The sequence below is a fragment of the Sphingomonas sp. GW821-FHT10F11 genome (genome assembly GCF_058809095.1).
Genome location: NZ_JBXASH010000006.1, coordinates 266,248 through 290,363 on the forward strand (window position 1 = coordinate 266,248; position 24,116 = coordinate 290,363).

A 24,116-nucleotide genomic window follows, 5' to 3' on the forward strand; every position below is an offset into this window, starting at 1 on the left:
GGTCAGGCGGAAAAGCCGGAGAGCAGGCTGGCGACATTGCCGCCGAGCGCCTCGACGGCATATCCACCCTCCATCGCGATTACCGTCGGCCAGCCGCGTACGGCGATATCCCGGGCGAGCACCGCATAGTCGGCGGTAGCGAGCCGGAAGAAGGAGATCGGATCGCCATCCCAGGTGTCCGCGCCGAAGCTGACGATCAGCAGGTCCGGCGCAAATCGGGCGATCGCATCGAGCGCGGCGGTTTGTGCGGCCCGGAACGCATCGATCCCCGCTCCTTGCGGCAGCGGCAGATTGAGATTGGTGCCCTCCCCCGCCCCTTCCCCGGTCTCGTCGGCATGGCCCCAGAAAAAGGGATAGTCCGTCGCCGGATCGGCATGGATCGACGCGTAGAAGACGTCGCCGCGCGTCCAGAAAATGTCCTGCGTGCCGTTGCCGTGATGATAGTCGATATCGAGGATCGCCACCCGATCGGCCCCGGCATCGCGCGCGGCCTGGGCGGCGATGGCAGCAGTGTTGAGGTAGCAATAGCCGCCAAGATAATCGGCGCCCGCATGATGGCCGGGCGGACGGCACAGGGCGAAGGCGGCACGATCCCCGCCGCGCACCACATCGAGCGCGGAAAGGACCGATTGCGCGCTCCAATAAGCGGCGTCCCAGGTCTCGACGGTCAGCGGGGTCGAAGCGTCGAGGCTGTAGCGGCCGGCGAGCGCGTCGATCCGGTCGAGCTTCAGCGCGCGCCTTGCGACGATCGGCCAGATATAGCCGATCACGTCGCCCGGCCGCCCCGCCGCAGCCCAGCGCGCCGGGCCGTGCTTGAGGAAATCGAGGTAGCCCGCGTCATGCACGGCGCGGATCGCAGCATCACCGTGATCGGTCGGCACCTCGACGCCGAGCGTTTCGGCAATCGCCTCAGCCCTTACCGGCCGTTCCGCATAGTCGGTGAAGCCGCCATTGTGCAGCTCCTTCAGCGGCGCATGGGCGAGCTGGCGGGAATCGAAGAAACGACGCATCAGGCCTTGTCGCGCGACGCCGGGATCGGCGCAACCGGGTCCAACAGCGACTCGGCTTTTCCGCTATTCAGCCGCCACATTTTTTCTTCCGCTGTTATGTTGGATTTTCGTGCCGGATTCCTCGGCTGTTCACAACGGGTTAGCCAGTGTTTTCCCTGTTACGCATAACAGCGGAAAAAATGGCCATAATCGCCGTGAAACACCGCGATTTTTCCGCTGTAACACCCGGAAAACACCGTTCGATTTCAATCGACCATGAGAAGGAGCAGGCCGGAGAGCCGGCGGTTCGACGGTGCCACGATCGCTGCCCCGGTTGAATCAAGCAGGGTCTGTGCGCGAGCCGGCAAGGTACAGCACGACAAACCCAACCACCGCCGACAGGATCGATCCGGCAAGCACGCCGATCTTCACCTCGTCCATGATCGCGGCGTTACCGGGGAAGGCGAGGCCGCCGATGAACAGGCTCATGGTGAAGCCGATCCCGGCGAGCAGGGCGACGCCGTAAACCTGCGCCCAGCTCGCCCCGCCCGGCGGCCTGGCGAGCCCCATGCGGACGGCGAGCCAGATACTACCGAAAATGCCGATCTGCTTGCCGAAGAAGAGGGCGAGCGCGATGCCCAGCACCAGCGGCTCGACCAGGATGCCCGAGCCCATGCCGCCCAGCGCTACGCCAGCATTGGCGAAACCGAACAGCGGTACCACCGCATAGGCGATCCAGGGATTGAGCGCGTGTTCGAGCCGGTGAAGCGGCGAATCGTGATGATCGGGCGCGCCGGGGGAGCGGCGGATCGGGATCGTCATCGCCGCAACCACGCCGGCAATGGTCGCGTGTACGCCCGACATCAGCACCAGCAGCCAGAGCAGGGCGAAAGCGACCAGATAGGGCAAGAGCCGTACCACGCCGAAGCGGTTCATCGCGACCATGGCGCCCGCGACGATCGCCGCACCGGCGAGCGCCAGCAGCGACAGGCCATGGCTGTAGAAGACGGCGATGATCGCGACCGCGCCCATATCGTCGACGATCGCGACGGTGGTCAGGAACAGCTTGAGCGAAGCGGGCACGCGCGGGCCGAGCAGCGCCAGTACGCCGATGGCGAAGGCGATGTCGGTCGCGGCGGGGATTGCCCAGCCGGCGCGCAGATCGGCCGCGCCGCCCGTGATGGCGAGATAGAGGATCGCCGGACAGATCATCCCCGCCGCGGCGGCAATGATCGGGAGTCGGCGTCGCTCGGCGCTGGCGAGCTGGCCATCGACCAGCTCGCGCTTGATCTCGAGCCCGACGAGCAGGAAGAACAGGGCCATCAGCGCGTCGTTGATCCAGAGATGGACCGTCATCGGCCCGATCGCCGGGGCGAGCACCGGCCCGGTCTCGACATGCAGCAGGTGGAAGTAATCATGGGCCAGCGGCGAGTTGGCGGCGATCATCGCCAATGCCGCCGCCGCGATCAGCAGGATTCCGCCCGCAGCCTCATTGGCGAGGAAATCGCGCAGGACTGAGGCGGGGGATCCTCTTTTTCCGGCCATCTGCGCGTTCCTTTCGGGGAAGGTTATGGCGGTTTCGCGGGGCCGCTAGCAAGCGAAGTTGGGACCGCATCAGCTCCCTCTCCCCCCGGTGGGAGAGGGAGTTTTAGAGCGAGCGGAACATGACGAAGGCATCGACGAACCCGTTTGCCGGGTGCTCGAAGGCAAGCGGCAGCGTTCCGACGATGTCGAAGCCGAGCGACTGCCAGAGTCGCACCGCCCGGTCGTTGCTGCTCACCACGAAGTTGAACTGCATCGCGCGAAAGCCGCGTAGCCGCGCATGATCGAGGGAATGGTCGGCCATGCGTCGCGCGAGGCCGCGGCCCTGCGCGTCGGCATGAGTCATATAGCCGCAATTGGCGATATGCCCGCCACCGCCGGCCTGGTTGGCCCGGAGATAATAGGTGCCGAGGATCCGGCCAGCCTCTTCGGCGACGAACGTCTCCCTGTCGGCACCAAGCCAATAGGCAAGCGCGGCGGCCTCGGGCATCGCACGGTCCAGCGCATAGGTTTCGCCGGCGCGGATGACCGGGCCGATGATCGACCAGATCGCCGCAGCGTCCTCGGCTTGGGCCGGCCGGATCAGCATGAGTCCTCCGTTACCGCGCCAGCGCCTCGGCGATCAGTTTTCGGCTGTTCTCGATGCCGTAGAGCGCGATGAAGCTGCCCATGCGCGGGCCCTGCGAAGACCCCAGCAAGGTCTCGTACAGCGCCTTGAACCAGTCGCGCAGATTCTCGAAACCGCCGGTCTTGCCGATCTCATAGACCAGATTCTGGATCTCCTCCGCACTTGCTTCGGGCGGCAGCGCGGCGAGATCGGCGTCGAGCTGCTCCAGCGCCGCCACTTCCACGCCCTCGGGCGCGCGGCGCTGAAGCGTCGGGGCGACGAAATCGCGGCCATAGGCAAGCGCATGGCCGATCAGCCGGTCGAGCTCGGGATAGGCCTCGGGCGTGGCATCGGGCACGTAGTTGGAAAGATAGCTCCAGACCTGCTCCTTGGTCGCATCGCCCATCACCCCGACCAGGTTGAGCAACAGCCCGAAGGTCACCGGCAATTCGCCGGTCGGCATCTTGCCGTCATGGATATGATGGACCGGGTTGCCGAGCTTCTCCTTCAGTTCCTGTGCGGCATAATTGCCGCGGAACTGCCAATATTCGTCCACCGCGCGCGGGATGACGCCCATGTGCAGCGACTTGGCCTTGCGCGGCTCGCGGTAGATGTAAAAGGCGAGGCTTTCCTCGGGGCCGTAGGTCAGCCAGTCGTCGAGGCTGAGGCCGTTGCCCTTGGACTTGGAGATCTTCTCGCCCTTTTCGTCGAGGAACATCTCATAGGTGAGCCCCTCGGGCGGGCGGGCGCCGAGCACGCGCGTGATCTTCGACGCTTGGGTGACGCTGTCGATCAGGTCCTTGCCCGACATCTCGTAATCGACCTGAAGCGCGGTCCAGCGCATCGCCCAGTCGACCTTCCATTGCAGCTTGGCCATGCCGCCGAGCGCGGACTGCTCGATCCGGTCGCCCTCATCGACAAAGGCGATGATGCCGGCCTCGGCATCGACCACCTCGACCGGCACCTGGAGCACGATCCCCGATTTCGGGCTGATCGGCAGGATCGGCGAATAGGTCGCGGCGCGCTCGGCGCGGAGCGTCGGGATCATCACGTCCATGATCGCCTGGTAGCGCTGCAGGATCAGCTTCAGGGTCGGATCGAACCGGCCCGAGGCATATTCCACGGTCGAGGACAGGAATTCATAGTCGAAGCCGTAGCGGTCGAGGAAATCGCGCAGCATCGCATTATTGTGATGCGCGAAGCTTTCGAACTTCTCGAACGGATCGGGCACCCTGGTCAGCGGTTTGCCGAGATATTCGGTCAGCATCGCCTTGTTCGGGACATTGTCCGGCACTTTCCGCAAGCCGTCCATATCGTCCGAAAAGGCCACGAGGCGGGTCGGCGTGTCACTGAGCGCATGGAAGGCGTTGCGCACCATGGTGGTGCGCAGCACTTCGTTGAAGGTGCCGATATGCGGCAGGCCCGAGGGGCCGTATCCGGTCTCGAACAGGATCGGCGCACCCTGTTTGCCGTCCGGATAGCGCTTGAGCAGCTTGCGCGCCTCTTCATAGGGCCAGGCTTTGGACTCGAGGGCGGCAGACCTGAGGTCGGCGGGGCGGAGTTCGGGTGCAGTCATGCGGGCTCTTTGCCGATTTGGGGCCGCTGCCGCAAATGCTATGAGCTGCTGCTGCGCGCCGGCACCTTTTCCCATCTTGCGAAGACCGAGTTGATCGAGGGGGTGATCGTCGAGACGAACGCGCAGTACCGGCGCCATTCCTTCGCGAAGAACGAGCTGACCTATCGCCTGCGCCGCGCGCTGGAGGCGCTGGGCTCGCCCTATTCGGCACAGAGCGAGACGACGGTGGCGCTGCCGCCCTATGGCGCGCCCGAGCCCGACGTCGTGCTCACCAGCGCCCCGCAAGGCGATGGCTATGTTCCGCTCGAGTCGGTCGCGCTGCTGATCGAGGTGTCCGACAGCACGATCAGCTATGATCTCGGCACCAAGGCGATGGTCTATGCCGCACATGGCATCCCGGAATATTGGGTCGTCGATCTGCCGGTGGCGCAGATTCATCAGCTCTGGCGACCTGCGGAAAGCGGCTTCCGGAACAGCCGGTCAGTCGCGGTGGGCCAACTGTTGCGGAGCGTAACGCTGCCCGACCTTTCAATAGAGACGAGCGGAATCCTCTAGCTTCCTGATGGGACGCTTGAATTGTCCGGCGTTACGCCGTACATTCCTTGCGAAAGAGAGATACCGCCATGTCACAATCGGCAAATCGAACCGCGCGCATCGAGGCGCGCATAGCGCCTGATATCTTGGCCGCCGTGAAGCGCGCCGCCGAGATCGAAGGGCGGAGCATCAGTGATTTCGTCGTCGATGCCGCGCGCAACGCGGCCGAGCGAACGATTGCGGAAACGCAGCTCATTCGCCTGTCGCTGGCCGATCAGGAACGCGTGGCCACGATTCTCGCCGCTCCGGCGGTGCCGTCCCCAGCGCTCGATCGGGCGATGGAAGCGCATGCCGCGTTGATCCGGCAGGAGGGATGACGCAATACCGGATCGACCTGCTGGGCAAGCAGGACCGTTCAGCGTTCGCCAGCGGTTCGGACGAACTGGACCGCTATCTGCGCGAGAGAGCATCGCAGGATATGCGCCGCCGTGTCGCCTCCTGCTTCGTCGCAGTCGATGAGGACGGGACGATCGCTGGTTTCTACACGATCGCGGCGACGTCGCTGGTGCTCGATCTCATCCCCGCCGAGAGGGCCAAACGCTTGCCGCGCTACCCCTCGATCCCGGCAGTGCTGCTCGGCAGGCTCGCTGTCGCGCTGACGCATCAGGGCAAACGCCTTGGCGCTGCCTTGGTCGCCGATGCCCTGTTGCGTGCCCGGCGCGCCGAGGTGATGGCGTTCGCAATGGTTGTCGAAGCCAAGGACGATTCTGCGACGCGCTTCTATCGGCATCTCGGATTCGAAAGCCTGGAAAGCAACCAGCGGATGTTGATCCGGCCGCTATAGCGCCGGATTAAGTTGCCCTTTCGTTCTCATCCGGCCACAGTCGAAGCGTGTCCCCACTCCCCCATCCCGCGCTGCATGCCAGCCATAGCGGCATCTGGATCGCCGATGCCGAGGGCACGCGGCCGATCGGGCGGGGGGAGGCGATCCGGATCGCGGCCGATACGCCGGTGATCGTGCTCAATGCGCCGCTGATCGGGCAGCGGCTGGGTTACGCCGACCTGTCGGGGCTCGACGTGCTCGAGCTGTTCGCCTTCCTCTGCCCGGCGCGCTTCATGGTGCCGACGCCGCGCGGGCTCGCGCGGGAAACCGGGCTCGAAGCGCCCGCGACCGATGCCGAGGTTGCCGCCTTCCTGCGCCGCGCCGCGGAAAAGCTGCTCGATATGCCCAAGGGCGACTGGCCGGAGCGCGAAGGTGCCTGGACCGCGGCGCAATCTCTGTTCCGGCTGCGCTGGACCTGGGCGCCGGTCGTCGCCGACCGGCTGGCCAAACCCGCCACCGCCGAGCGCTGGCTGTTTTCGAAGCTGCCCGAATGGTCCGAGGTCGCGCCACGCCCGGCGCCGCGCACCATCTCGCTCGACCCCGAGGAGACCCAGGCACGGCTGGCGCACCTGACCGGCAACGGCGCCGAGCAGCGCCCGGGCCAGCGTGCCTTTGCCCAGGCGGCGATGGAGGCATTCGGCCCGCGCATGGTGCGCGATGCGCCGAACATGGTGCTGGCCGAGGCGGGCACCGGCATCGGCAAGACGCTCGGTTATCTCGCCCCTGCTTCGCTCTGGTCCGAAAAGGCCGGCGGTGCAGTGTGGGTGTCGACCTTCACCAAGGCGCTTCAGCGGCAATTGGGGCATGAGAGCGCGCGCCTGTTCCCCGATGCCGAGATCCGCAAGGCCAAGGTGGTGACGCGCAAGGGGCGGGAAAATTATCTCTGCCTGCTCAACCTGGAGGATGCGCTGCAGGGCGGATTCGCCGGGCGTGCCGCGATCCTGGCGCAGCTCGTGGCGCGCTGGGCAGCGTACAGCGCCGATGGCGATATGGTCGGGGGCGATTTGCCCGGCTGGCTGCCCACCTTGTTCCGACGCAACGGATCGACCGCGCTGACCGACCGGCGCGGCGAATGCGTTTATGCCGGCTGTCCGCATTACCGGAAATGCTTCATCGAGCGCGCCGCCCGGGCGAGCGCCGAGGCCGATATCGTGATCGCCAACCATGCGCTGGTGATGGTCAATGCCGCGCGCGGCCGCGAGCTGGCGACGCGACCGACCCGTTATGTGTTCGACGAAGGCCACCATATCTTCGATGCGGCGGATTCGATGTTCTCGACCGCGCTGACCGGACAGGAGACGATCGAGCTCAGGCGCTGGATCCTCGGCCCCGAATCCGGCGGGCGCGGGCGGCGGCGCGGGCTCGCGGCGCGGCTGTCCGACGTGGCGAGCTATGACGAGGGCGGCGGGATCGCCATTGCCGAGGCGATCAAGGCGGCGGGTGCGCTCGCCGCGGACGGCTGGCTGCAGCGGCTGAGCGAAGGCGCGCCGTTCGGGCCGATCGAGACCCTGCTCGCGGCGGTGCGTGGCCTCGCTTATGCCCGCGCCGAAGCGCAGGGCGATGCCGGTTACGGCCTGGAGACAGAGCTTGCCGAGCCCGACGCCGCCCTGATCGAGGCGGCAGCGCCCGCCGCGCATGCGCTGGACGCGCTGGTGCGGCCGCTCGTCACCCTGGGCCGGCGGCTCGAAGCGGTGCTGGCCGAGGCGCCCGACTGGATGGACGGGCCGGCCCGAGCACGGATCGAGGGCGCGATCGCGTCGATCGGCTGGCGCGCCGAGACGGTCGCGGCCTGGCTGTCGCTGCTCGCGCGGATCGGCGGACCGGCGACGCCCGATTATGTCGACTGGCTGGCGGTCGACCGGATCGAAGGGCGCGAATATGACATCGGGCTGCACCGCCACTGGCTCGACCCGAGCAAGCCCTTTGCCGAGACGGTGCTGAAACAGGCGCATGGCGCCTTGGTCACCTCGGCGACGTTGCGCGGCGGCGGCGACTGGGACGTGGCCGAGGCGCGGACGGGCGCGCAGCATCTGATCCGCGGGGCGAGCCGGTTCGAGGCGATCAGCCCGTTCGATTATGCGTCGCAGGCCGAAGTGCTGATCGTCACTGACGTGAAGCGCGGCGACATGGGGGCGCTGGCCAATGCCTATGCGCGGCTGGGTGTCGCATCCGGCGGCGGCATGCTGGGGCTGTTTACCGCGATCCGGCGGCTGCGCGGAGTGCATGCGCGGATCGCCGACCGGCTCGCCCGCGACGGGCTGCCGCTCTACGCCCAGCATGTCGACCCGATCGACACCGGCACGCTGGTCGATATCTTCCGCGACGATGCCTCGGCCTCGTTGCTCGGCACCGATGCGCTGCGCGACGGCGTCGATGTGCCTGGCCGGTCGCTACGGCTGGTGGTGATGGAGGGCGTGCCCTGGCCCAAGCCGACCGTGCTGCACGCCGCGCGGCGGCTGGCGGGCGGCGGCAGCGCCTATGACGACCGGATCGTGCGCGCGCGGCTGGCCCAGGCGTTCGGCCGGCTGATCCGGCGCGCCGACGATCACGGCATCTTCGTCCTGCTCTCCGCGGCGATGCCGTCGCGGTTGCTGACCGCCTTTCCGCCGGGCGTGACGGTGTCTCGCGTGACCCTGGACGAAGCGGTGGTGCGCGCGGGCCGTCTTCCTTCTGTCAGCCATGTGGGGCATGAGGCCCGCGAGGAAGCCTGACGGAGACGCTTGCCGGGATGAAGACGCTGACGCTCCTTCGCCATGCCAAATCGGGCTGGGACGATCCGGTGCTGCGCGATTTCGATCGGCCGCTCAACGGCAAGGGCAAGCGTGCCGCCCAGCTGGTCGGGCGCAACTGGCGAACCCTGGGCCTGCGCTTCGACCAGGTCGTCGCCTCGCCCGCGGTGCGCGTGATGGAGACGATCGAGCAGGTCGCGACCGGATATGGCGCGGCGCTGGCGCCGGCCTGGGACCGGCGCATCTATCTCGCCTCGGCGACGACCCTGCTCGATGTGATCCATGAGCTGCCCGAGGGCGCCGATACGGCGCTGCTGATCGGGCATAATCCCGGGCTCGAGGATCTGGTGCTGCTGCTGGTGCCCGATTCGGACGAGCAGCCGCTGCGCGACGATGTCGAGGTGAAGTTCCCGACCGCGAGCACGGCGCAATTATGCTTCGAGGTCGAATCGTGGCGGGATGTCGCGGCGGGCGGTGCGTCGCTGGCGCTGTTCGTGCGGCCGCGGGACCTGGATCCGGCGCTCGGGCCGGACCGGGATTGAGCCGAGAACAGGGCCGCCATCTCCGTCGTGCCGGACTTGTTCCGGCATCCACCGTGCCGCACATCCATCGGCACTTTGGTTTGCGGCGCCGTGGACCCCGAAACAAGTCCGGGGTGACGGAACGATTGGGGCGCTACCGCTTCTCCAGCCTTGCCTTCAGATCGGCCAGTCCGGCGAGCACACCCAGCGGCTTTGCCTCTTCCTCGCTGATCACGCCCGCCTCTTTCAGCACCGCTGCCGCATTGGGGCCGCGCGGGAAGGGGTCGAGCGCGAGCGCCATGGTCTCAGCCGCCGCCTCGCCGAGATCGATCGCGGCACCATCGAAGCTCATCGTGTCGAGCGCGTCCTCGCTAAGTTCGACCTCGTCGCCTTCCGGCTTGTCGCCAGCGACGAAGCGCAGCGCGAAAGGCTCGTCGACCGAGACGGGAAGCGGATCGTCGGTGACGACACAGGCCTGAACCAGCTTTGCCACCACTTTCCCGCGCGCGATGACGCCGGCGGCATCGCGGCGCAGGCGGAAGGTCCCGTCCAGCCGCTCGATCGACTTCAGCCCGAAGCGCGTCGCGAGGGCCGCCCGCTCCTCAGCGGTGGCGGAGACGGTGATCTCGCGTTCGCCCTCGCCGATCATATCGATTCGCTCCGGCCGGGAGAATTCGGGTGCGGTCATGGGAGATCGCCGGCGAGCAGGGCGCCGGTCGGCGTTGCCGCAAGCGATTCACGCAGGGCAAGCAGCGATTCGCGCGCATGGGCGAGCGCCGCCGCCTCGGGCACCGTGCCCCGATAGAGGTTGCGGACCAGCGCCGCGTCCAGATCGGCCTGAGTCGCCGCGTCACGATAGGCGCCGAGCCGGCCGCCGAGCATACTCATCATCTTGCCGATATGCTTGCCGACGACGATGTCGCCGATGCCGATCTCGCGCAATTGCCCGTCCATGTCGTCGACGAAACGCTCGGTCAGCTTGGCGCTGGGGCCGGCGGCGATGGGATCCCCTTCGAGCCGCAGCAGGAGGAAGGACAGGATCGTGGCGACCATATCGAACCGGCCGTCGATCGTGTCGGGAACCCCGCCCGCTTCGTACCAATGGGGCTGGCGCGCGCGCACGATGACCGCGTTATAAAGCGGCAGCGCCTCCTCGTCCCGGCTGCCGAACAGCTTCGCGATCCATTGCACGTCTCAAGGTCTCCCGCGCGTGCCCTTGTTTGGCCGCGTTCATCCGCATATTGAGGCTGGCGGCGCATGATGCAATGCACTCGCGTTGCCGCGTCGGCGTGCCTGGAGAGTATGATGAGTGTGATTTCCGCCCGCTTGATGATGGGCGCCGCCCTGGGCCTCGCGACGATCGCCGCCGGTGGCTGCACGCCGTTGCGCATGCACCAGGGCTATGTGGTCGATGTGGATCTGGTCAATTCGGTCCAGCCGGGCGTCGACAACCGTCAGTCGGTGCTCCAGGTGCTGGGCAAGCCGAGCTTTGCCAGCCAGTTCAACCAGGGCGAATGGTATTATGTCGCCCGCGACACGCGCAATTTCGCGTATAACAACCCGAAGGTGACGAGCCAGACGACCTTGCGCGTCAGCTTCGACGCCAAGGGCAATGTGACCGCCGTGACCCGCACCGGCGCCGAGCAGATCGCCAAGATCAACCCATCGGGCGAGAAGACGCCGACGCTCGGCCGCAAGCGCAGCATCTTCGACGAGCTGTTCGGCAATATCGGCACGGTCGGCGCCGCGGGCATGGGCCCCCCGGGCGGCGACAATGGCGGTCGCGACACGCCGTAAGCGCTCCTTTATCCCGGCAAGGGGCGGAACCTGCCGCTCCTTCCATTCTTTCTATCGCCTGACTGGGTGGTTCGCACCCCGTTCAGCGCGACTCGGCGAAAAGGGTCGCGCGGCGGCACCCAGTTGGGTGTCTCCGGGAGAGAATGGAGAATATCATGCGTAAATTCATCATCCTGACGCTGATGGCCGCGACGGTGTTGCCGACGACGGCCATGGCGCAGTCGAACCGCGAGGTACGCCACGATCGGCGTGAGCTTCGCGAGGAGCAGCGCGAGCTGAACGACGCCCGCCGCCGCGGCGATCGCGGCGACATCCGCGACGAGCGCCGCGACGTGCGCGGGGCCCGGCAGGAGCTGCGCGAGGACATTCGCGACCGCAACCGCCGCTGGGGCCGCAACGACTGGAACGGCTATCGGAATCAGAACCGGTCGCTCTATGCACGCGGCAACTGGCGCGCACCGTTCCGCTACAATGCCTTCCGCCCGGGCGTGCGCATCCAGTCCAGCTATTATGGGCCGCGCTACTTCATCAACGATCCGTGGCGCTATCGCCTCGCGCCGGTCGGCTACAACCAGCGCTGGGTGCGTCACTATAACGACGTGCTGCTGGTCGACACCCGCCGCGGCGTCGTGATCGACGTGATCCGCAACTTCTACTGGTAAGCCAGTCGTCACGGCCCGGGCGGCATCGCCGCCCGGGTACGGCCGCGTCCGCCCTCGGGTGGGCGCGGCCGTTGTCGTTCAGCGGATGGTGAAGAGTATCTGATCCACGACGCGGCCGCTGATATCGATCAGGCGCAGCCGGTGCTGGCCCGGCGCGGCGAGGATCTGGGGCTGCGAATCGGCCGCGCCGAGATCGCGCTTGTCGAGCAGCAGGCGGTGCGCGGTCACTTCCCCCGAGACACCCACCGCGAGGCGCTGGCGATCGGGCGGGATGTCGGGGTCGATCGCATAGACGCTGCCCGCGACCGGATTGGTGATTCGCGGCCGGCGCGCCGCCTGGGGCGCGGCGGCGATCTCGGTCTGCGCGGTACCGGTCAGGAAATATTCGAGCCGCGGCTGCTCGACATGGTTGGCGAAGCGGATCGCGCGCTGCTCGATGCCCGCCGGACGCGGCGGCGCCACCACCTTGCGGTCGCTGTTCAGCGCCAGCATCAGATCGCGCCAGACCGGCGCAGCGCCGCTGGTGCCCGAGACGGCGCGCATCGGATCGCCCTCCAGGTTCCCCACCCAGACCGCCACGGTATATCTGTCGGAAAAGCCGATGCACCAATTGTCGCGCATCGCCTTTGACGTGCCGGTCTTCACCGCCGCCCAGAAGGGCAGGCGCAACGCCGAATCGAGACCAAAGGTCGCGGCGCGGGCATTGGGATCGGCCATCATGTCGGCGACGAGCCAGGCGGCCTGGGGTGTGGTGACCTTGCGTAGCGCCTCATGCGGGGCATCAGCGGTGAGGCGGAGCGGCGACCAGCGGCCGCCATTGGCGAGGCTGCGATAGGCATCGGCCTGTTCGAGCAAGGTTACTTCCGCAGAGCCGAGCGCGAGCGAGAAGCCGTAATATTGGCCGTCTTCCGTCATGCCGCGATAGCCGCTGTCCCAGAGCCGGTCGCGAAAGGGGTCGACCCCGACCAGCAACAGCGTGCGCACCGCCGGCACGTTGAGCGACCCCGCCAGCGCCGAGCGCGCCGACACCTGGCCCTTGAAGCCGCGATCGTAATTCTGCGGCACGTAGAGGCCCGAGGCGGTGTCGAGCTGGACCGGCGAATCGTCGAGGATCGAGGCCGGGGTGAGATAGCCCTTCTCGATCGCCTGAGCGTAGAGGAAGGGTTTCAGGGTCGATCCGGCCTGGCGATAGGCATTGGCGCCGTCGACCGAGGGCGCGGTCGAGGCGCCGCCGATGCCGCCGACATAGGCCAGCACGTCGCCGCTGGCATTGTCGAGCACCACCACCGCGCCGTCGCGCGCGCGGGCGCCACCCAGGCCCTGAAGCTGGCGCTTCAAGGCGGTGATGGCGAATTGCTGGATGCGGCGATCGAGCGTGGTCTTGATCCGCAGGCCCGGTTTTCCGAGCAGGCGGTCGGCGAGATGCGGCGCGAGGCCGGGGTCGAGCGCAAGGCTGCGCGTCGGGCCGAGCATGGAGGCGGCCTCGCCGGCGAAGCGGGTGCAGTCCTTCTCATGCGCGAGGGCGCAGGCGCGGCGCGCGATCCGGGTCGAATCGGCCTGGGGATCGGGTAGCAACGCGGCGAGCAGCAGTGCGTCGTCGCGGGCGAGCGCGTCGGGGGTCTTGCCGAACAGGCCGAGCGCGGCGGCACCGATGCCCTGCGCCTCACCGCGGAAGCCGGCGAGGTTGAGATAGGCCTCAAGGATCTGGTCCTTGCTCCAGGCGCGTTCCAGCGCCCAGGCGGCACGCATCTGACGAATCTTGTCCCACCAGCGCCGCGAGCCCGGCGCGGCGAGATCGGGCGCGAGATAACCGGCGAGCTGCATGGTGATGGTGCTGGCCCCGCGGGCGCGCTCGCCCTGCGCCTTGTCGCGCGCGACACCCGCCAGCGCGAGCAGATCGACCCCGCCATGGCCGAAGAAGCGGCGATCCTCGGCGGCGATCAGCGTCTCTCGGGTGACGGGGGAGACCTTGTCGAGCGGCGTCCAGCCGAGCCGGCGCGCAGCGAAATCGACCCGGGCGCTGTCGATCAGATTGCCGTCACGGTCGTAGAGCCATGCCTCTGACGGGTGCCAGGCGGCGCGGACCTGGCCATAGCCCGGGAGTGGCGGTGGCAGAGTCGCGTAGTCGAGCGTGGCATAGATCAGGGCGACCAGGCCGATGCCGGCGAAGGTCATGCCTGTCCTTGTGCGCAGTGCCGCCCACCACCGTTCGGGCTGAATTTCGCGCACCTTCGCCTTCGCCTTCTCGACCCGGTCGAGAAGGTAAGAGCGGCCCCTCGACAAGCTCAGGGCGAACGGCGATGGTTGGTCGGGCTCTCCCATCCGGTCACCGCTGCGCCACCGTCATCGGCGCATTGGGCAGCTGGGCGCGGATCGCGGGCGAATACATCGCCTCGACCCGCGACGGCGGCAGGTTGAACCGGCCCGCGCCATTGAGGCGGACCAGATAGCTGACCGTCAGCTTGCCCTTGGGCAGCCAGGAGAAGAAGGCGCGCCACGAATCATTGCCGCGCTCGACATAGGCAAGCTGGGCGCCGACCTCGACGTTCCAGAGCTTGCCCTCGCCGTCGACCGCGACGAAGTCGAAGCCGCCGCCATCGCTGCCCTGGCCGGCAAGGATCTTCGACTGGCCCCCGAGATCGCCGACGATCGTACCGCCCGCCGGGATCGGATCGTCGATCACCACCCAGTTGCGTTCGGCGGTCGCCTCGACCGCGATCGTCACCTTCACGACATCGCCGCGCGTCAGCACGCCCTTGGAGCGCGCCTGGACCACATCGACCTTGCGGGACATGCGGTAGCCCGCGTTGAGCGGCTTGGTCAGCGGCACCGCGGCCGAGACCGAGACGCTCGCCCAGGGACCGGCGCCGCCCGATTGCGACAGGCGGAGCGGGGTCTGCGTCGCAGGCAGCGGGAAGCTCGCCTGGCGCAGGTCGACCGTGAGCGGCCATGCCTTGGAGACGGTACGGCTGCCCAGCACGAGCGAGGTCGTGCCGGCGATCGCCTCGGCCGGGTAGAGCGTCGCGAACTTGCGCGCGGCGACGGTGCCCCAGGCATTGGCGGTGGTCGTGTCCCAATGGCCGCGGACCTGGCGCAGCGACACGCCGACCATCATCTTCGGCGCATCGTCCTGCCAGCCGGGCCGACCGAGCGTGGCGAGCAGCGCCTTGATCGACGCCTCGTCGCTCGACGACATCAGCCACCAGGCCGAGCTCGATGCGTCGGTCAGATCGAGCCTCGTGCCCTCATAGGCGATGCGCGAGCGGATCACCGCCTCGGCCGCCGCTTTCAGCGCCGTGCCGTTGGCGAGGCCGGGGACCTTGTCGAGCGCCATCAGATAATCGGCGACGCTCGCCGTCGGCATTTCCTTGGGCGTGATGCTGATCTGGCCGAGCATCGCCGGCGTCGCCGCACCAGCCCGGGCCAGCGCGGTGAAGGCAGCGACCTTCTCCAGGCGGACATCGCCATAGGTCTCGTGGCGCAGTCGGCCATCAAGCACTGCCTTCAGCCCTTCGATCATGCGTGTGCGCGACGCTTCGGGGATGGGCAGGCCGGCGTCCGCGGTCAGCGACAGGACATAGGCGGTCAGGATCTCCGACCCCTCCAGCGTGTCCGACGGCCAGAAACGCAGCAGCCCGTCAGAGGCCTGATAGGTCGGGATCGCCCCGGCCAGCGCCGTCCAGCCCGCCGAATCGCCCAGCGCGACGATGCGCGACAGGCGCTGCTCGAAACACTCATAGGGATAGGCAGACATGAAGGCGCGGACCCCGGCCAGCGGCGGGGCGAGCGTGTCGTCGAGCTTGATATCCACCGTGCCGCGACCCGGCAGCGCGCCGACGGGCGGGGCGATGGGGATCAGGGTGTTGGTGCCGACCCGGGTCAGCGTCGCCGCCCAGACTTCGACGGGCACGGCCGGGATGACGTCCTGGTTGACCGTCAATTTGTCCACTGCCTTGCCGTCTTCGGTCCTGGCGCTGACCTGCCAGCGGAGGTTGGCGACATTGCCCGGCGCGGTGAGATTCCAGGCGACCGGCGTCGCGCCGCCCGCCGGGATGATGACGGTCAGCGGCTTGCCCTGCGCGACACGCGGGGTGACGTCGACCGTAGCGGTGACCTTCATCGGCTTGTCCGAGCCGTTTCGGAGCGTGAAGCCCGCCGCGAAATAATCGCCGGTGCGCACCAGCGGCGGGATACCGGCGAAGATCGACAGGTCCTGCGCGGTCCTGACGCTCGCCATGCCGGTGCCGAACAATTGCGCGCCGTCGGTCGCGATCGCAACCAGCTTGAACGAGGACAGCGCATCGCTGAGCACGACCGGCACACGCGCATGGCCCTGCGCATCGAGCGCGACCCGGCCCTTCCACAACAATACCGGCTGGAAATTCTCGCGATTGAGCCCCGACATGTCGTTGCCGCCGCCGCCGCCGGCTTCGACTGCCTTGCGGCCGTAATGGCGCTTGCCGACGACCTGCATCTGCGCGGTCGAGGTGAGCACCGAGAGCGAGCGCTCGCCCATCATCGCGGTCAGCACGTCCCAGCTTTCATTGGGCGCGAGCTGGAGGATCGCTTCGTCGACCGCGACGAAGGCGACATCGGCGGTGGCTGCCGGCTTGCCGTCGGGGCTCTTCACCTGGACATCGACCTGCGCGGTGTCGCGCGCGGCATATTTCTCCTTGTCGGCCTTGACCGCGACCTGGAGCTGATGCGCTTCCCAGCCGACTTTCACCTTGGTCATGCCGAGGCGGTAAGCGGGCTTGGCGAGGTCGACCAGGGCGGTCGGCTCGGGCGCCGCAGGGGGCCCGCTGGCAAGACCGAGGCTCTGTGCGATGCCGTGGATCCAGCTCCAGAAGCCGCCTTCGACGCGCCCGCGCACCGCCATGACCGACACGAACACATCGGGCGCGTAGCTACCCGGCATCTTGACCTCGACCACCGGATCGGTACCCGACAAAGTCGTCACGTAGGAGGACAGCACGCCTTCGCGCTCGACGGTGACCAGGGCGGTCGCCTCGCGGAACGGCATACGGACCTGGAAGCGCGCGGTTTCGCCGGCCTTGTAGGCCGTCTTTTCGGGGACCACGTCCATGCGGTCGCCATTGTCGCCGCCGAACCACCAGTCATCGTCACCGGCGAGCCAGACCGAACGCGTGGCCCGCGCAACATTGCCATTGGTGTCGGTTGTCGTCGCGACGGCATAGACCTCGCCCGACACGCCGGGATCGGCCTTGCACTGCGCCAGCCCCTGCGCATCGGTCGTCGCGGTGCAGGTGCCCGCGAGCTTCTCCGTCTTCATCTGGTTGTCATAGGCGTAGAAGCCGCCGATCAGCCGGCGCCGCGCGGTCAGGATCTTGCGGCTGTACAGCGCGACCGAGATCTTCTGGTTGGCGATCGGCTTGCCCGAGGTGTCGAGCGCGACGAAACGCAGGCGCAGATCGTCCTGCTTCATCAGCCAGCCATCGGTCTTCACGCCGACCTGGACCGCCGAGGGGAAGATCGGGATGCGGCGCGATGCGGTCAGCACTTCGCCATTCGCGTCCTGATAGTCCATCTCGACCAGCATGTCGGTCGCGCCGTCGAGCGCCTGGGGCACCTCGATCACCGATTTGGCCGTGCCGTCACCGCCAAGCGTCGCGGGCAGAGTCTGGGTCGGCGGCAGCGGCGTCTGTTCCTCCTCGCCGTCGCCATCGAGCGGCTTGGTCCCTTCCTGCACCGCATTGCCGCCGAAGCTGTAGCCGTCATAGCCCTCGGGCGTGGTGCTTCGCCCGAAATAGCCGACGCGCAGGTCGACCGGCAGGTTGGAGGCGCCACCGCCCGAAAGATAACCGACAAACAGGTCGAGCGGCAGCGTCTTGGGCCTGACCGCGGCTTCCTTCGGCCCGGTCACCGTCGCGCGCATGGTCGGTAGTTTGTAGACGTCGACCTTGAACGACTGCGAGGTATAGATCGTCTTGTCGCCGACGATCACCTGCAGGTCGTAATCGCCCATCGGCGCGCCCTGCGGCGCGGTCCAGCTCGATTCGCCGATGCCATTGGCATCGATCTTGAGCGGCATGTCGAACTGGGTGTCCGACCCGCGATGCGAGAGCCGAAGCGTTCCTTCCAGCGCCGGCGCCATGCCGAAGCCCGCACCGATCGAGGTGCGCAGGATGTGCTTCATGTTGATCGTCTCGCCCTGGCGGAGCAGTGCGCGATCGAACACGGTGTGGAGGATGTCCCCCTTGGCCTCATAGCCATAAGGCAGGTCGAAATCATACGGCCGGATGCCCTCGCCCCATGCGGTAAGGGTGAAGCTGAAATCCTCACCTTCGCGGGCCGACACCATCAAAGGATGCGAGCTGCCGCTTTCGCAGCTGCCATAGGTTTCCGGCTCGGGCAGGCCCTGCGGCACGAACACGCCGCCGCTGGCATCGGTGGTGCCGCGCGCGAACTGCTCGCCGGTGCAGCTGTCGGTGATGCGCACCGTGGCGCCGGCGACGGGCTTGCCGGTGTCGAGCCGGGTCACCCAGGCAAGGCTCCGCTCCCGGCCCCATTTGAAATGCACCGCCATGTTGGTGACGAGCGCGGCCGAGGCGACATAGCGCGGCGCCTTGCGCCCGAGCAGGGCCTGGCCGAGCACCGGGCTGGCCAGCTCCACCACATAGAATCCGGGCTTGCCGAGCGGGATGCCGACGACCTCGAAATCCTTGCCCTTGCCGGGCAGGCCGACCTGGAGCGCCGCGCCGCCGGCATCGGCCAGGATCGACTTCGAGCCGGTGTCGTTGATCGTGACCGACTCCTTGCCCCGTTTCTCCTCATGGCTCGCATAATCGTCGGCATCGTCGACGGTGCGCAGCCATTCGGCGATCTTGCCGTCCGATCCGTCGACGCGCAGCGACTTGCCGGCGATCGCCGTGCTGAGCCCCTGGAGCGAGGGCTCCACATTGCGCACGGTGACGGGCAGCACGCCCTGTTCCTTCGCCTCGAGAATGCCGAACGGGGCGGCGAACTTCACCAGCGGCGGTGCCTCGTCGAAACGCACGTCGAGCGGGAAGCGCTCGGCATTGGCCAGCACGCGCCCACTCTCGTCCTTGACGTCGGCGGGCAGCGTCAGCTTGGCGGCGGTCGCCGGCGGCAGGGGCGCGGAGAAGGTGATGTCGCTGATCGTCGCCTTCTTCTTCTCGTCCTTGTCGAACACCGGTGCGATCGCCTTGCCGTCAGCGGTGGTGATGCGGATCTGCTCGGCGAGGCTCATCGCGATCGGCGCGGTGAAGCGGACATGTGCTGCCTCGACCGGGCTGCACCCGGCCTGGGCGTTGACGCGTGAGCATTCGAAACGAGCAGTGAAGGGCTTGCGTACGGTGTAATCGAAGCGCTGATCGGTGCCGGCGAGCTTGCCGCCTGCGCCGGCGATGTTCGCACCCCAGACGAGCGCCATATCGCGGCCCGGGGGCAGCGGGCGGCGGCATTTCAGTGCCGTGACCGTGGCAAAGGCTTTCTGCTTGTCGGCCGCGTCGGTCGGCACCGTCGCGGGCAGGCCGGCACTTTCGAGGAAGCTGCGGACGTTCCAGTTGTCGGTGCCCATCTCACCCAGCAGCTTGCCGGGGAGGTCGGCCGCAAGCACGTCGACCGGGATCTTCTCGCCGATGCCGTCGACCGCGCAATACGCGTTGGTACCGACCGAGGCGGCGGTGGCGGGCATGTTGGCGGCGACGAGGAAGACCTGATCCTCCTCGATCTCCCCACCATATTGTCCGGGCATCACGGCGCGCGCGACCGGGCCGCCGGCATCGACCTTGAATTCCTGCTGGCCGGTGACGGCATAACCGGAGACGCTCTTCAGCCCGCTCTTCACCGCAAAACTGCACGTCGTGCCGCCGGGCAGGCCGCTGCCGAATTCATAGACATAAGTCTGCGGGTCGACCCAGCGCCCCTCGCCCTCGACCGCGCAGGTGACGCCGAACGGCGACGGCGCACGCGGATCGCCGAGCGGGACCATCGGCTGGCTGAAGCGCGCGGTGAAGGACCTGATCGAGCCACCATCTCCGACGCCGGGGGTCGCCATCACGACCTGGGGGCTGTTGTCGCCGAGCGCGGCGACGGGGGCGACCGCCAGAGCGAGGAGTGCCAGACGCAGTGCGAGCTTCATCGAACTCTCTCCCGGAAGTCCGGCGCAGGCTAAGGCGCGATACGGGTTCAAGTCCAGCCGGAAGTAGCGGCCTCATGACGGCAAATACTGGACATCCCTGCCTGTAGTTGCCGCGAACCGCCGGCAACTTGCCATATTCTCGGCGTTTCGCTTTCCGCGACGCGCCGAACAGGATATCCGCCTTGGGCAATGGACATCTATCTGCCCATCGCCAATCTCTCGGTGAACGCGCTCGTCATCGTCCTGCTCGGCGGGGGTGTCGGGCTGCTGTCCGGCATGTTCGGGGTCGGCGGCGGATTCCTGACCACGCCGCTGCTGATCGTCTATGGCATCCCGCCGACGGTCGCCGCTGCCTCGGCCGCAAGCCAGGTGACCGGCGCGAGCGTGTCGGGCGTGTTCGCGCATATCCGGCGCGGCGGGGTCGATACCAAGATGGGCGGCGTGCTCGTCGCGGGCGGCTTGATCGGGTCGCTGTTCGGCGGCTGGCTGTTCAAGCTGCTCCAGGCGAGCGGCCAGATCGATACGGTGATCGCGATCGTCTATGTGCTGATGCTCGGCTCGATCGGCGGGCTGATGGCGCAGGAAAGCTGGACCGCGATCCATGCCAGCCGTACCGGCGCGCCGCCCCGCCCGCGGAAACGCCGGCACCATCCGCTGGTCGCGGCGCTGCCGCTGCGGACGCGCTTCTACCGCTCGGGCCTCTATATCTCGCCGCTCGCGCCGTTGTTGCTCGGCTTCTTCGTCGGCATCCTGACCATGCTGCTGGGCATCGGCGGCGGCTTCATTCTGGTGCCCGCGATGCTCTATCTGCTCGGCATGACGACTCAGGTCGTGGTCGGCACCTCGTTGTTCCAGACCCTGTTCGTCACCGCGATGGCGACGATGGTCCATGCCACCACGACCAAGGCGGTCGATATCGTGCTGGCCGCGTTGCTGCTGCTCGGATCGGTCGCCGGCGCACAGGTCGGCGCGCGCTTCGCGACCAAGGTGAAGCCGGAATATCTCCGCCTCGCGCTGGCGATCATCGTGCTGCTCGTCGCCTTCCGCATCGGGCTCGGCCTGGGCTGGCGCCCGGACGAGATCTATTCGGTCGAGCTGTCGTGAAGAAGCTGCTGCTCCTGCTGCTGGTCCCGCTGCTGATGGGCCAGGCCAAGCCGGCGACCCAGCCCAAGCCCGTGCTGGTGCCCGACGTGTCGCAGCGCGACATCGAGATCGCCTATAGCTTCACCGGCGCCGAGCTGCTGCTGTTCGGCGCGATCCTCTATCCCGGCGGGCGGTTGCCCGACGACGACAAGCCGACCGACATCGTCGTGGTGGTGAAGGGGCCTGTCCAGTCGATCCTGGTGCGCGAGAAGGAGAAGGTCGCCGGCATCTGGGTCAATGCGGCGCGGCTGCGTTACCGCTCGGCGCCAAGCTTCTATGCGATCGCCTCGTCGCGGCCGATCGCCAGTCTCGTCGACGAGCGGACCCAGGCGATCTACGAACTCGGCCTCAACAGCCTGCAGCTTTCCCCCGCCAGCAGTGCGCCGACCGACGAGCAGGACCGGTTCGCGCGCGGGCTTGTAGACCTGAAGCGCCGGTCCGGCCTGTATTTCGAAGCGCCGGGCGCGGTCGAGATCACTGACGGGGTGCTGTACCGCGCCCGCGTGACCATCCCGGCGCGCGTGCCGGTCGGGCGCTTCACCGCGGAAACCTTCCTGATCCGCGATGGCCGCGTGCTGGCGGCGGCGACGCGCGACATCGACATCCGCAAGTCCGGTTTCGAGCGCTTCGTCGCCCGCTCCGCCGATCGCTGGTCCTTCACTTACGGGCTGACGGCGGTCGCCTTGTCGATCCTGTTCGGCTGGACTGCTGGATGGGTGGCACGGCGGTTCTAGGAAAAAAGGGATTTACCTCTCCCCGTTCGGGCTGAGCTTGTCGAAGCCCTGCCCTTCTCTTCCCACGAAGAAAGAGCAGCCCTTCGACAAGCTCAGGGCGAACGGGAGAGGGTGGATGACCAAACTCGGTCCGTCAGCGCCACGGGGGCCTAAGGCCGGCTCGACTGCCGTCATAATGGTCGCTTATCCCATGTCGCCCCTCTCTCACCGCCGTTATGCTGAACCCATGGTGGGGGAATGGCGATGGCGAAAGCGAAACTGACATCGGGCAGCGATCGTGGCGCGGATACAACCGACCGGATCGTGGTGCGCGCGGCGGTTCATCCGGCGATCGGGATCGCACGGATCGGCGACAGCAAGACCGAGTATTTCATCGGGCCGGAAACGATCGCGCCGCCGGGCCCGGACACACTGCCCGAGACCTGGCGCGACAAGAAGGGCGCGATCAAGCGGCAGGCCGCGCGCTTCCGCCTCTATGGTTATAATGCCGCGGGTGAGGTGGTCAGGGAACTGACCCCCGACAATGCCGAGATCGTCTGGACCGCGCACCTCGCGAACCGCAAGGCGCAGTGGTATCAATTCCAGTACGCGCTCGACATTCCCGAGGCAGTCAATGCCTCCGACAACCAGTTCTCGCTGCGCAACCGCAAGGTGAAGGACCGCAGCGGGCTGGCGATCGATCCGGGGCCGCGCAGCATCTCGGGCTGCGACACGTCGGGCGGGCCCGACCACGCGTTCGACACGGGCACCTTCAAGGCAGCGGCCAAGCAGCCGGTGGTCGTGCCGCTCGGCGAGATCCGCACCGATGCCGCCGGCCGGCTGATCGTGCTCGGCGGCACGGGCGAATCGGCCTCGCCGACTCATGCCCCTGTCTTCGACCCGGCCAATCCGCCGAGCTTCAACAATGCCGATGACTGGTATGACGACACGTCCGACGGCCCGGTGACCGCCACCGTCTCGATCGATGGCAAGCCGATTCCGGTCGAATCGGCCTGGGTGGTGGTGGCCCCGCCCAATTACGCCCCCGGCGTGATGAGCTGGCGCACCATGTACGACCTGATGTGCGACGTGTTCGTCGAGGCGGGCCTGATGACCATGCCCGACACGCCCTCCTTCGCGCGCGACATCCTGCCCATCCTCAACCGGCTGACCGGGCTGCAATGGGTCAACAAGGGATTCGCCGCCTATTTCGGCAAGGGCGGGCCGATGGATTTCACCAATCCCGATCTCATCGCCAAGCTGTCGCACAAGCCGGCCGGCACGCGCGACGATCCCTATGGCGAGCTGCGCCTCGCCATCCTGCACAGCTTCCGCCCGAACAAGCCGCTCGTCGCCGAGCCGGTGAGCTGGCCGCATATCTGGCCGTGGATCTATGGCGATGCGTTCGGCAGCTTTCCCGCGAACAGCACGGGCAACATGCTGCCGATGACCGGGCTGCAGGAAGGGCTGCTGCGCCGCTGGGCGGCGGGGCATTTCATCGCCGACTGGCCCGAACAGGCACCGCCGGCGGTGTTCGAGACGATCCCGCTGGCCGAGCAGCCGGGGACGCTCGACCGCGCGGCGCTCGATTATTGCCTGGCCGACACCTTCCATCCGGGCTGCGAGATGACCTGGCCGATGCGCCATGCCAGCCTCTATTCGGCGCCGTTCCGCATCCGCGCCCGGCCGGCGGGCGAGCCCGAGCCGAATTACGGCGCGACCTTGAATCCGGTCAACGTCGCGCTGGTCAACGGCCCGCTCTACGCGCAACCGCCGGGCGGCCTGACGCGCTGGATGGCGGTTCCCTGGCAGGGCGACACGGCCTTTTGCCGATCGGGGTACGACCCCGATTTCGACCCGTATCTGCCGACCTTCTGGGCGGCGCGCGTGCCCAACCAGGTGCTGACCGCCGAGGATTACGACCTGGTGATGGATACCACGCTGCCCCGCGAGCAGCGGCTCGCCGCCTATCAGCGCCGCGCCAACTGGCTCCGCGCGATCGACCAGGCCAGCACGCCCGATGTGATGATGAAGATGATCGCCCAGTTCGGCGAGCTGGGGATCGTCGAGGCACGGCCGGGCATTGCGGACGACCCCGATTTCCCGAACGTCATCCATGTCGAGACGCTGGCCGCGGGCAAGCTGAGGAAGGGCGCGCTCAAGGCCACCGCCCTGCTGGCCGAGCTCGATCGGCCGCTCAACCGGCTCGAGAAAGCGGGCTGGGCCAGCCACGAGCAGTTCGAGGCGTTCCGGTCGGTGCGTGTCCATCGCGAGTGACCGCAGCGGCCCGTGCCG

At 67.6% G+C, this 24,116-nt stretch carries 18 protein-coding genes; 10 read left to right on the forward strand and 8 right to left on the reverse strand.

Going from position 1 to position 24,116, the window contains the following annotated elements; translation table 11 throughout:
• Positions 1 to 2: 2 nt before the first annotated feature.
• The 4 genes from AC1RT8_RS18345 to AC1RT8_RS18360 all read right to left on the reverse strand — a co-directional run bounded on the left by AC1RT8_RS18345 (position 3) and on the right by AC1RT8_RS18360 (position 4,714).
• The gene (locus AC1RT8_RS18345) at positions 3 to 1,010 is read right to left on the reverse strand and encodes a histone deacetylase family protein (RefSeq protein WP_493077233.1); all 1,008 of its coding nucleotides are present in this window, start codon (positions 1,008 to 1,010) and stop codon (positions 3 to 5) included.
• A 318-nt stretch (positions 1,011 to 1,328) separates the two neighbouring features.
• The gene (gene nhaA / locus AC1RT8_RS18350; RefSeq protein ID WP_493077235.1) at positions 1,329 to 2,534 is read right to left on the reverse strand and encodes a Na+/H+ antiporter NhaA; all 1,206 of its coding nucleotides are present in this window, start codon (positions 2,532 to 2,534) and stop codon (positions 1,329 to 1,331) included.
• A 103-nt stretch (positions 2,535 to 2,637) separates the two neighbouring features.
• Positions 2,638 to 3,120: a GNAT family N-acetyltransferase gene (locus AC1RT8_RS18355; RefSeq protein WP_493077236.1), complete on the reverse strand. Its 483-nt coding sequence runs from the start codon at positions 3,118 to 3,120 to the stop codon at positions 2,638 to 2,640.
• A 10-nt stretch (positions 3,121 to 3,130) separates the two neighbouring features.
• The gene (locus tag AC1RT8_RS18360; RefSeq protein ID WP_493077237.1) at positions 3,131 to 4,714 is read right to left on the reverse strand and encodes a lysine--tRNA ligase; all 1,584 of its coding nucleotides are present in this window, start codon (positions 4,712 to 4,714) and stop codon (positions 3,131 to 3,133) included.
• Between the two features lie 9 nt (positions 4,715 to 4,723).
• On the opposite strand from AC1RT8_RS18360, the gene AC1RT8_RS18365 reads away from it, so the two are divergent.
• The 5 genes from AC1RT8_RS18365 (at position 4,724) to AC1RT8_RS18385 (ending at position 9,402) form a co-directional block, all read left to right on the forward strand.
• Positions 4,724 to 5,269, forward strand: a complete 546-nt coding sequence (locus AC1RT8_RS18365) for a Uma2 family endonuclease (protein ID WP_493077238.1) — start codon at positions 4,724 to 4,726, stop codon at positions 5,267 to 5,269.
• A gap of 68 nt (positions 5,270 to 5,337) precedes the next feature.
• Positions 5,338 to 5,625 (forward strand): type II toxin-antitoxin system TacA family antitoxin, encoded by a 288-nt coding sequence (locus AC1RT8_RS18370; RefSeq protein WP_493077239.1) that lies wholly within the window; start codon positions 5,338 to 5,340, stop codon positions 5,623 to 5,625.
• The gene (locus tag AC1RT8_RS18375) at positions 5,622 to 6,092 is read left to right on the forward strand and encodes a GNAT family N-acetyltransferase (RefSeq protein ID WP_493077240.1); all 471 of its coding nucleotides are present in this window, start codon (positions 5,622 to 5,624) and stop codon (positions 6,090 to 6,092) included. The genes AC1RT8_RS18370 and AC1RT8_RS18375 overlap by 4 nt, the downstream gene beginning before the upstream one ends.
• Positions 6,093 to 6,139: 47 nt before the next feature.
• Positions 6,140 to 8,842 (forward strand): ATP-dependent DNA helicase, encoded by a 2,703-nt coding sequence (locus tag AC1RT8_RS18380; RefSeq protein WP_493077241.1) that lies wholly within the window; start codon positions 6,140 to 6,142, stop codon positions 8,840 to 8,842.
• 17 nt (positions 8,843 to 8,859) lie between these two features.
• The gene (locus AC1RT8_RS18385) at positions 8,860 to 9,402 is read left to right on the forward strand and encodes a SixA phosphatase family protein (protein WP_493077243.1); all 543 of its coding nucleotides are present in this window, start codon (positions 8,860 to 8,862) and stop codon (positions 9,400 to 9,402) included.
• A 133-nt stretch (positions 9,403 to 9,535) separates the two neighbouring features.
• Here the strand turns inward: AC1RT8_RS18385 and AC1RT8_RS18390 are convergent, their stop codons facing one another.
• Both AC1RT8_RS18390 and AC1RT8_RS18395 read right to left on the reverse strand, forming a co-directional pair.
• Complete coding sequence (locus AC1RT8_RS18390; protein ID WP_493077244.1) at positions 9,536 to 10,069, reverse strand: YceD family protein; 534 nt, start codon at positions 10,067 to 10,069, stop codon at positions 9,536 to 9,538.
• Positions 10,066 to 10,572 (reverse strand): ubiquinol-cytochrome C chaperone family protein, encoded by a 507-nt coding sequence (locus AC1RT8_RS18395; RefSeq protein ID WP_493077246.1) that lies wholly within the window; start codon positions 10,570 to 10,572, stop codon positions 10,066 to 10,068. Before AC1RT8_RS18395 ends, AC1RT8_RS18390 begins: the two co-directional genes overlap by 4 nt.
• Positions 10,573 to 10,686: 114 nt before the next feature.
• Between AC1RT8_RS18395 and AC1RT8_RS18400 the strand changes: the two genes are divergently transcribed.
• Positions 10,687 to 11,178, forward strand: a complete 492-nt coding sequence (locus AC1RT8_RS18400) for an outer membrane protein assembly factor BamE (protein ID WP_493077247.1) — start codon at positions 10,687 to 10,689, stop codon at positions 11,176 to 11,178.
• Positions 11,179 to 11,333: 155 nt separating this feature from the next.
• Positions 11,334 to 11,840 (forward strand): RcnB family protein, encoded by a 507-nt coding sequence (locus AC1RT8_RS18405; RefSeq protein WP_493077248.1) that lies wholly within the window; start codon positions 11,334 to 11,336, stop codon positions 11,838 to 11,840.
• 78 nt (positions 11,841 to 11,918) lie between these two features.
• On the opposite strand, the gene pbpC is transcribed toward AC1RT8_RS18405, so the two are convergent.
• Both pbpC and AC1RT8_RS18415 read right to left on the reverse strand, forming a co-directional pair.
• A complete protein-coding gene (gene pbpC, locus AC1RT8_RS18410) occupies positions 11,919 to 14,015 on the reverse strand; it encodes a penicillin-binding protein 1C (RefSeq protein ID WP_493077249.1) in 2,097 nt (698 codons plus the stop codon).
• Between the two features lie 151 nt (positions 14,016 to 14,166).
• Positions 14,167 to 19,965 carry an alpha-2-macroglobulin family protein gene (locus AC1RT8_RS18415; protein WP_493077250.1) on the reverse strand — a complete coding sequence of 1,933 codons (5,799 nt, stop codon included), beginning with the start codon at positions 19,963 to 19,965 and terminating at the stop codon, positions 14,167 to 14,169.
• A 189-nt stretch (positions 19,966 to 20,154) separates the two neighbouring features.
• Here AC1RT8_RS18415 and AC1RT8_RS18420 point away from each other — a divergent pair, with 189 nt between their 5' ends.
• The 3 genes from AC1RT8_RS18420 (at position 20,155) to AC1RT8_RS18430 (ending at position 24,098) form a co-directional block, all read left to right on the forward strand.
• The gene (locus AC1RT8_RS18420) at positions 20,155 to 21,069 is read left to right on the forward strand and encodes a sulfite exporter TauE/SafE family protein (RefSeq protein ID WP_493077251.1); all 915 of its coding nucleotides are present in this window, start codon (positions 20,155 to 20,157) and stop codon (positions 21,067 to 21,069) included.
• A 35-nt stretch (positions 21,070 to 21,104) separates the two neighbouring features.
• The gene (locus AC1RT8_RS18425) at positions 21,105 to 21,842 is read left to right on the forward strand and encodes a TIGR02186 family protein (protein ID WP_493077306.1); all 738 of its coding nucleotides are present in this window, start codon (positions 21,105 to 21,107) and stop codon (positions 21,840 to 21,842) included.
• Between the two features lie 243 nt (positions 21,843 to 22,085).
• The gene (locus AC1RT8_RS18430) at positions 22,086 to 24,098 is read left to right on the forward strand and encodes a LodA/GoxA family CTQ-dependent oxidase (RefSeq protein WP_493077252.1); all 2,013 of its coding nucleotides are present in this window, start codon (positions 22,086 to 22,088) and stop codon (positions 24,096 to 24,098) included.
• Positions 24,099 to 24,116: the final 18 nt, after the last annotated feature.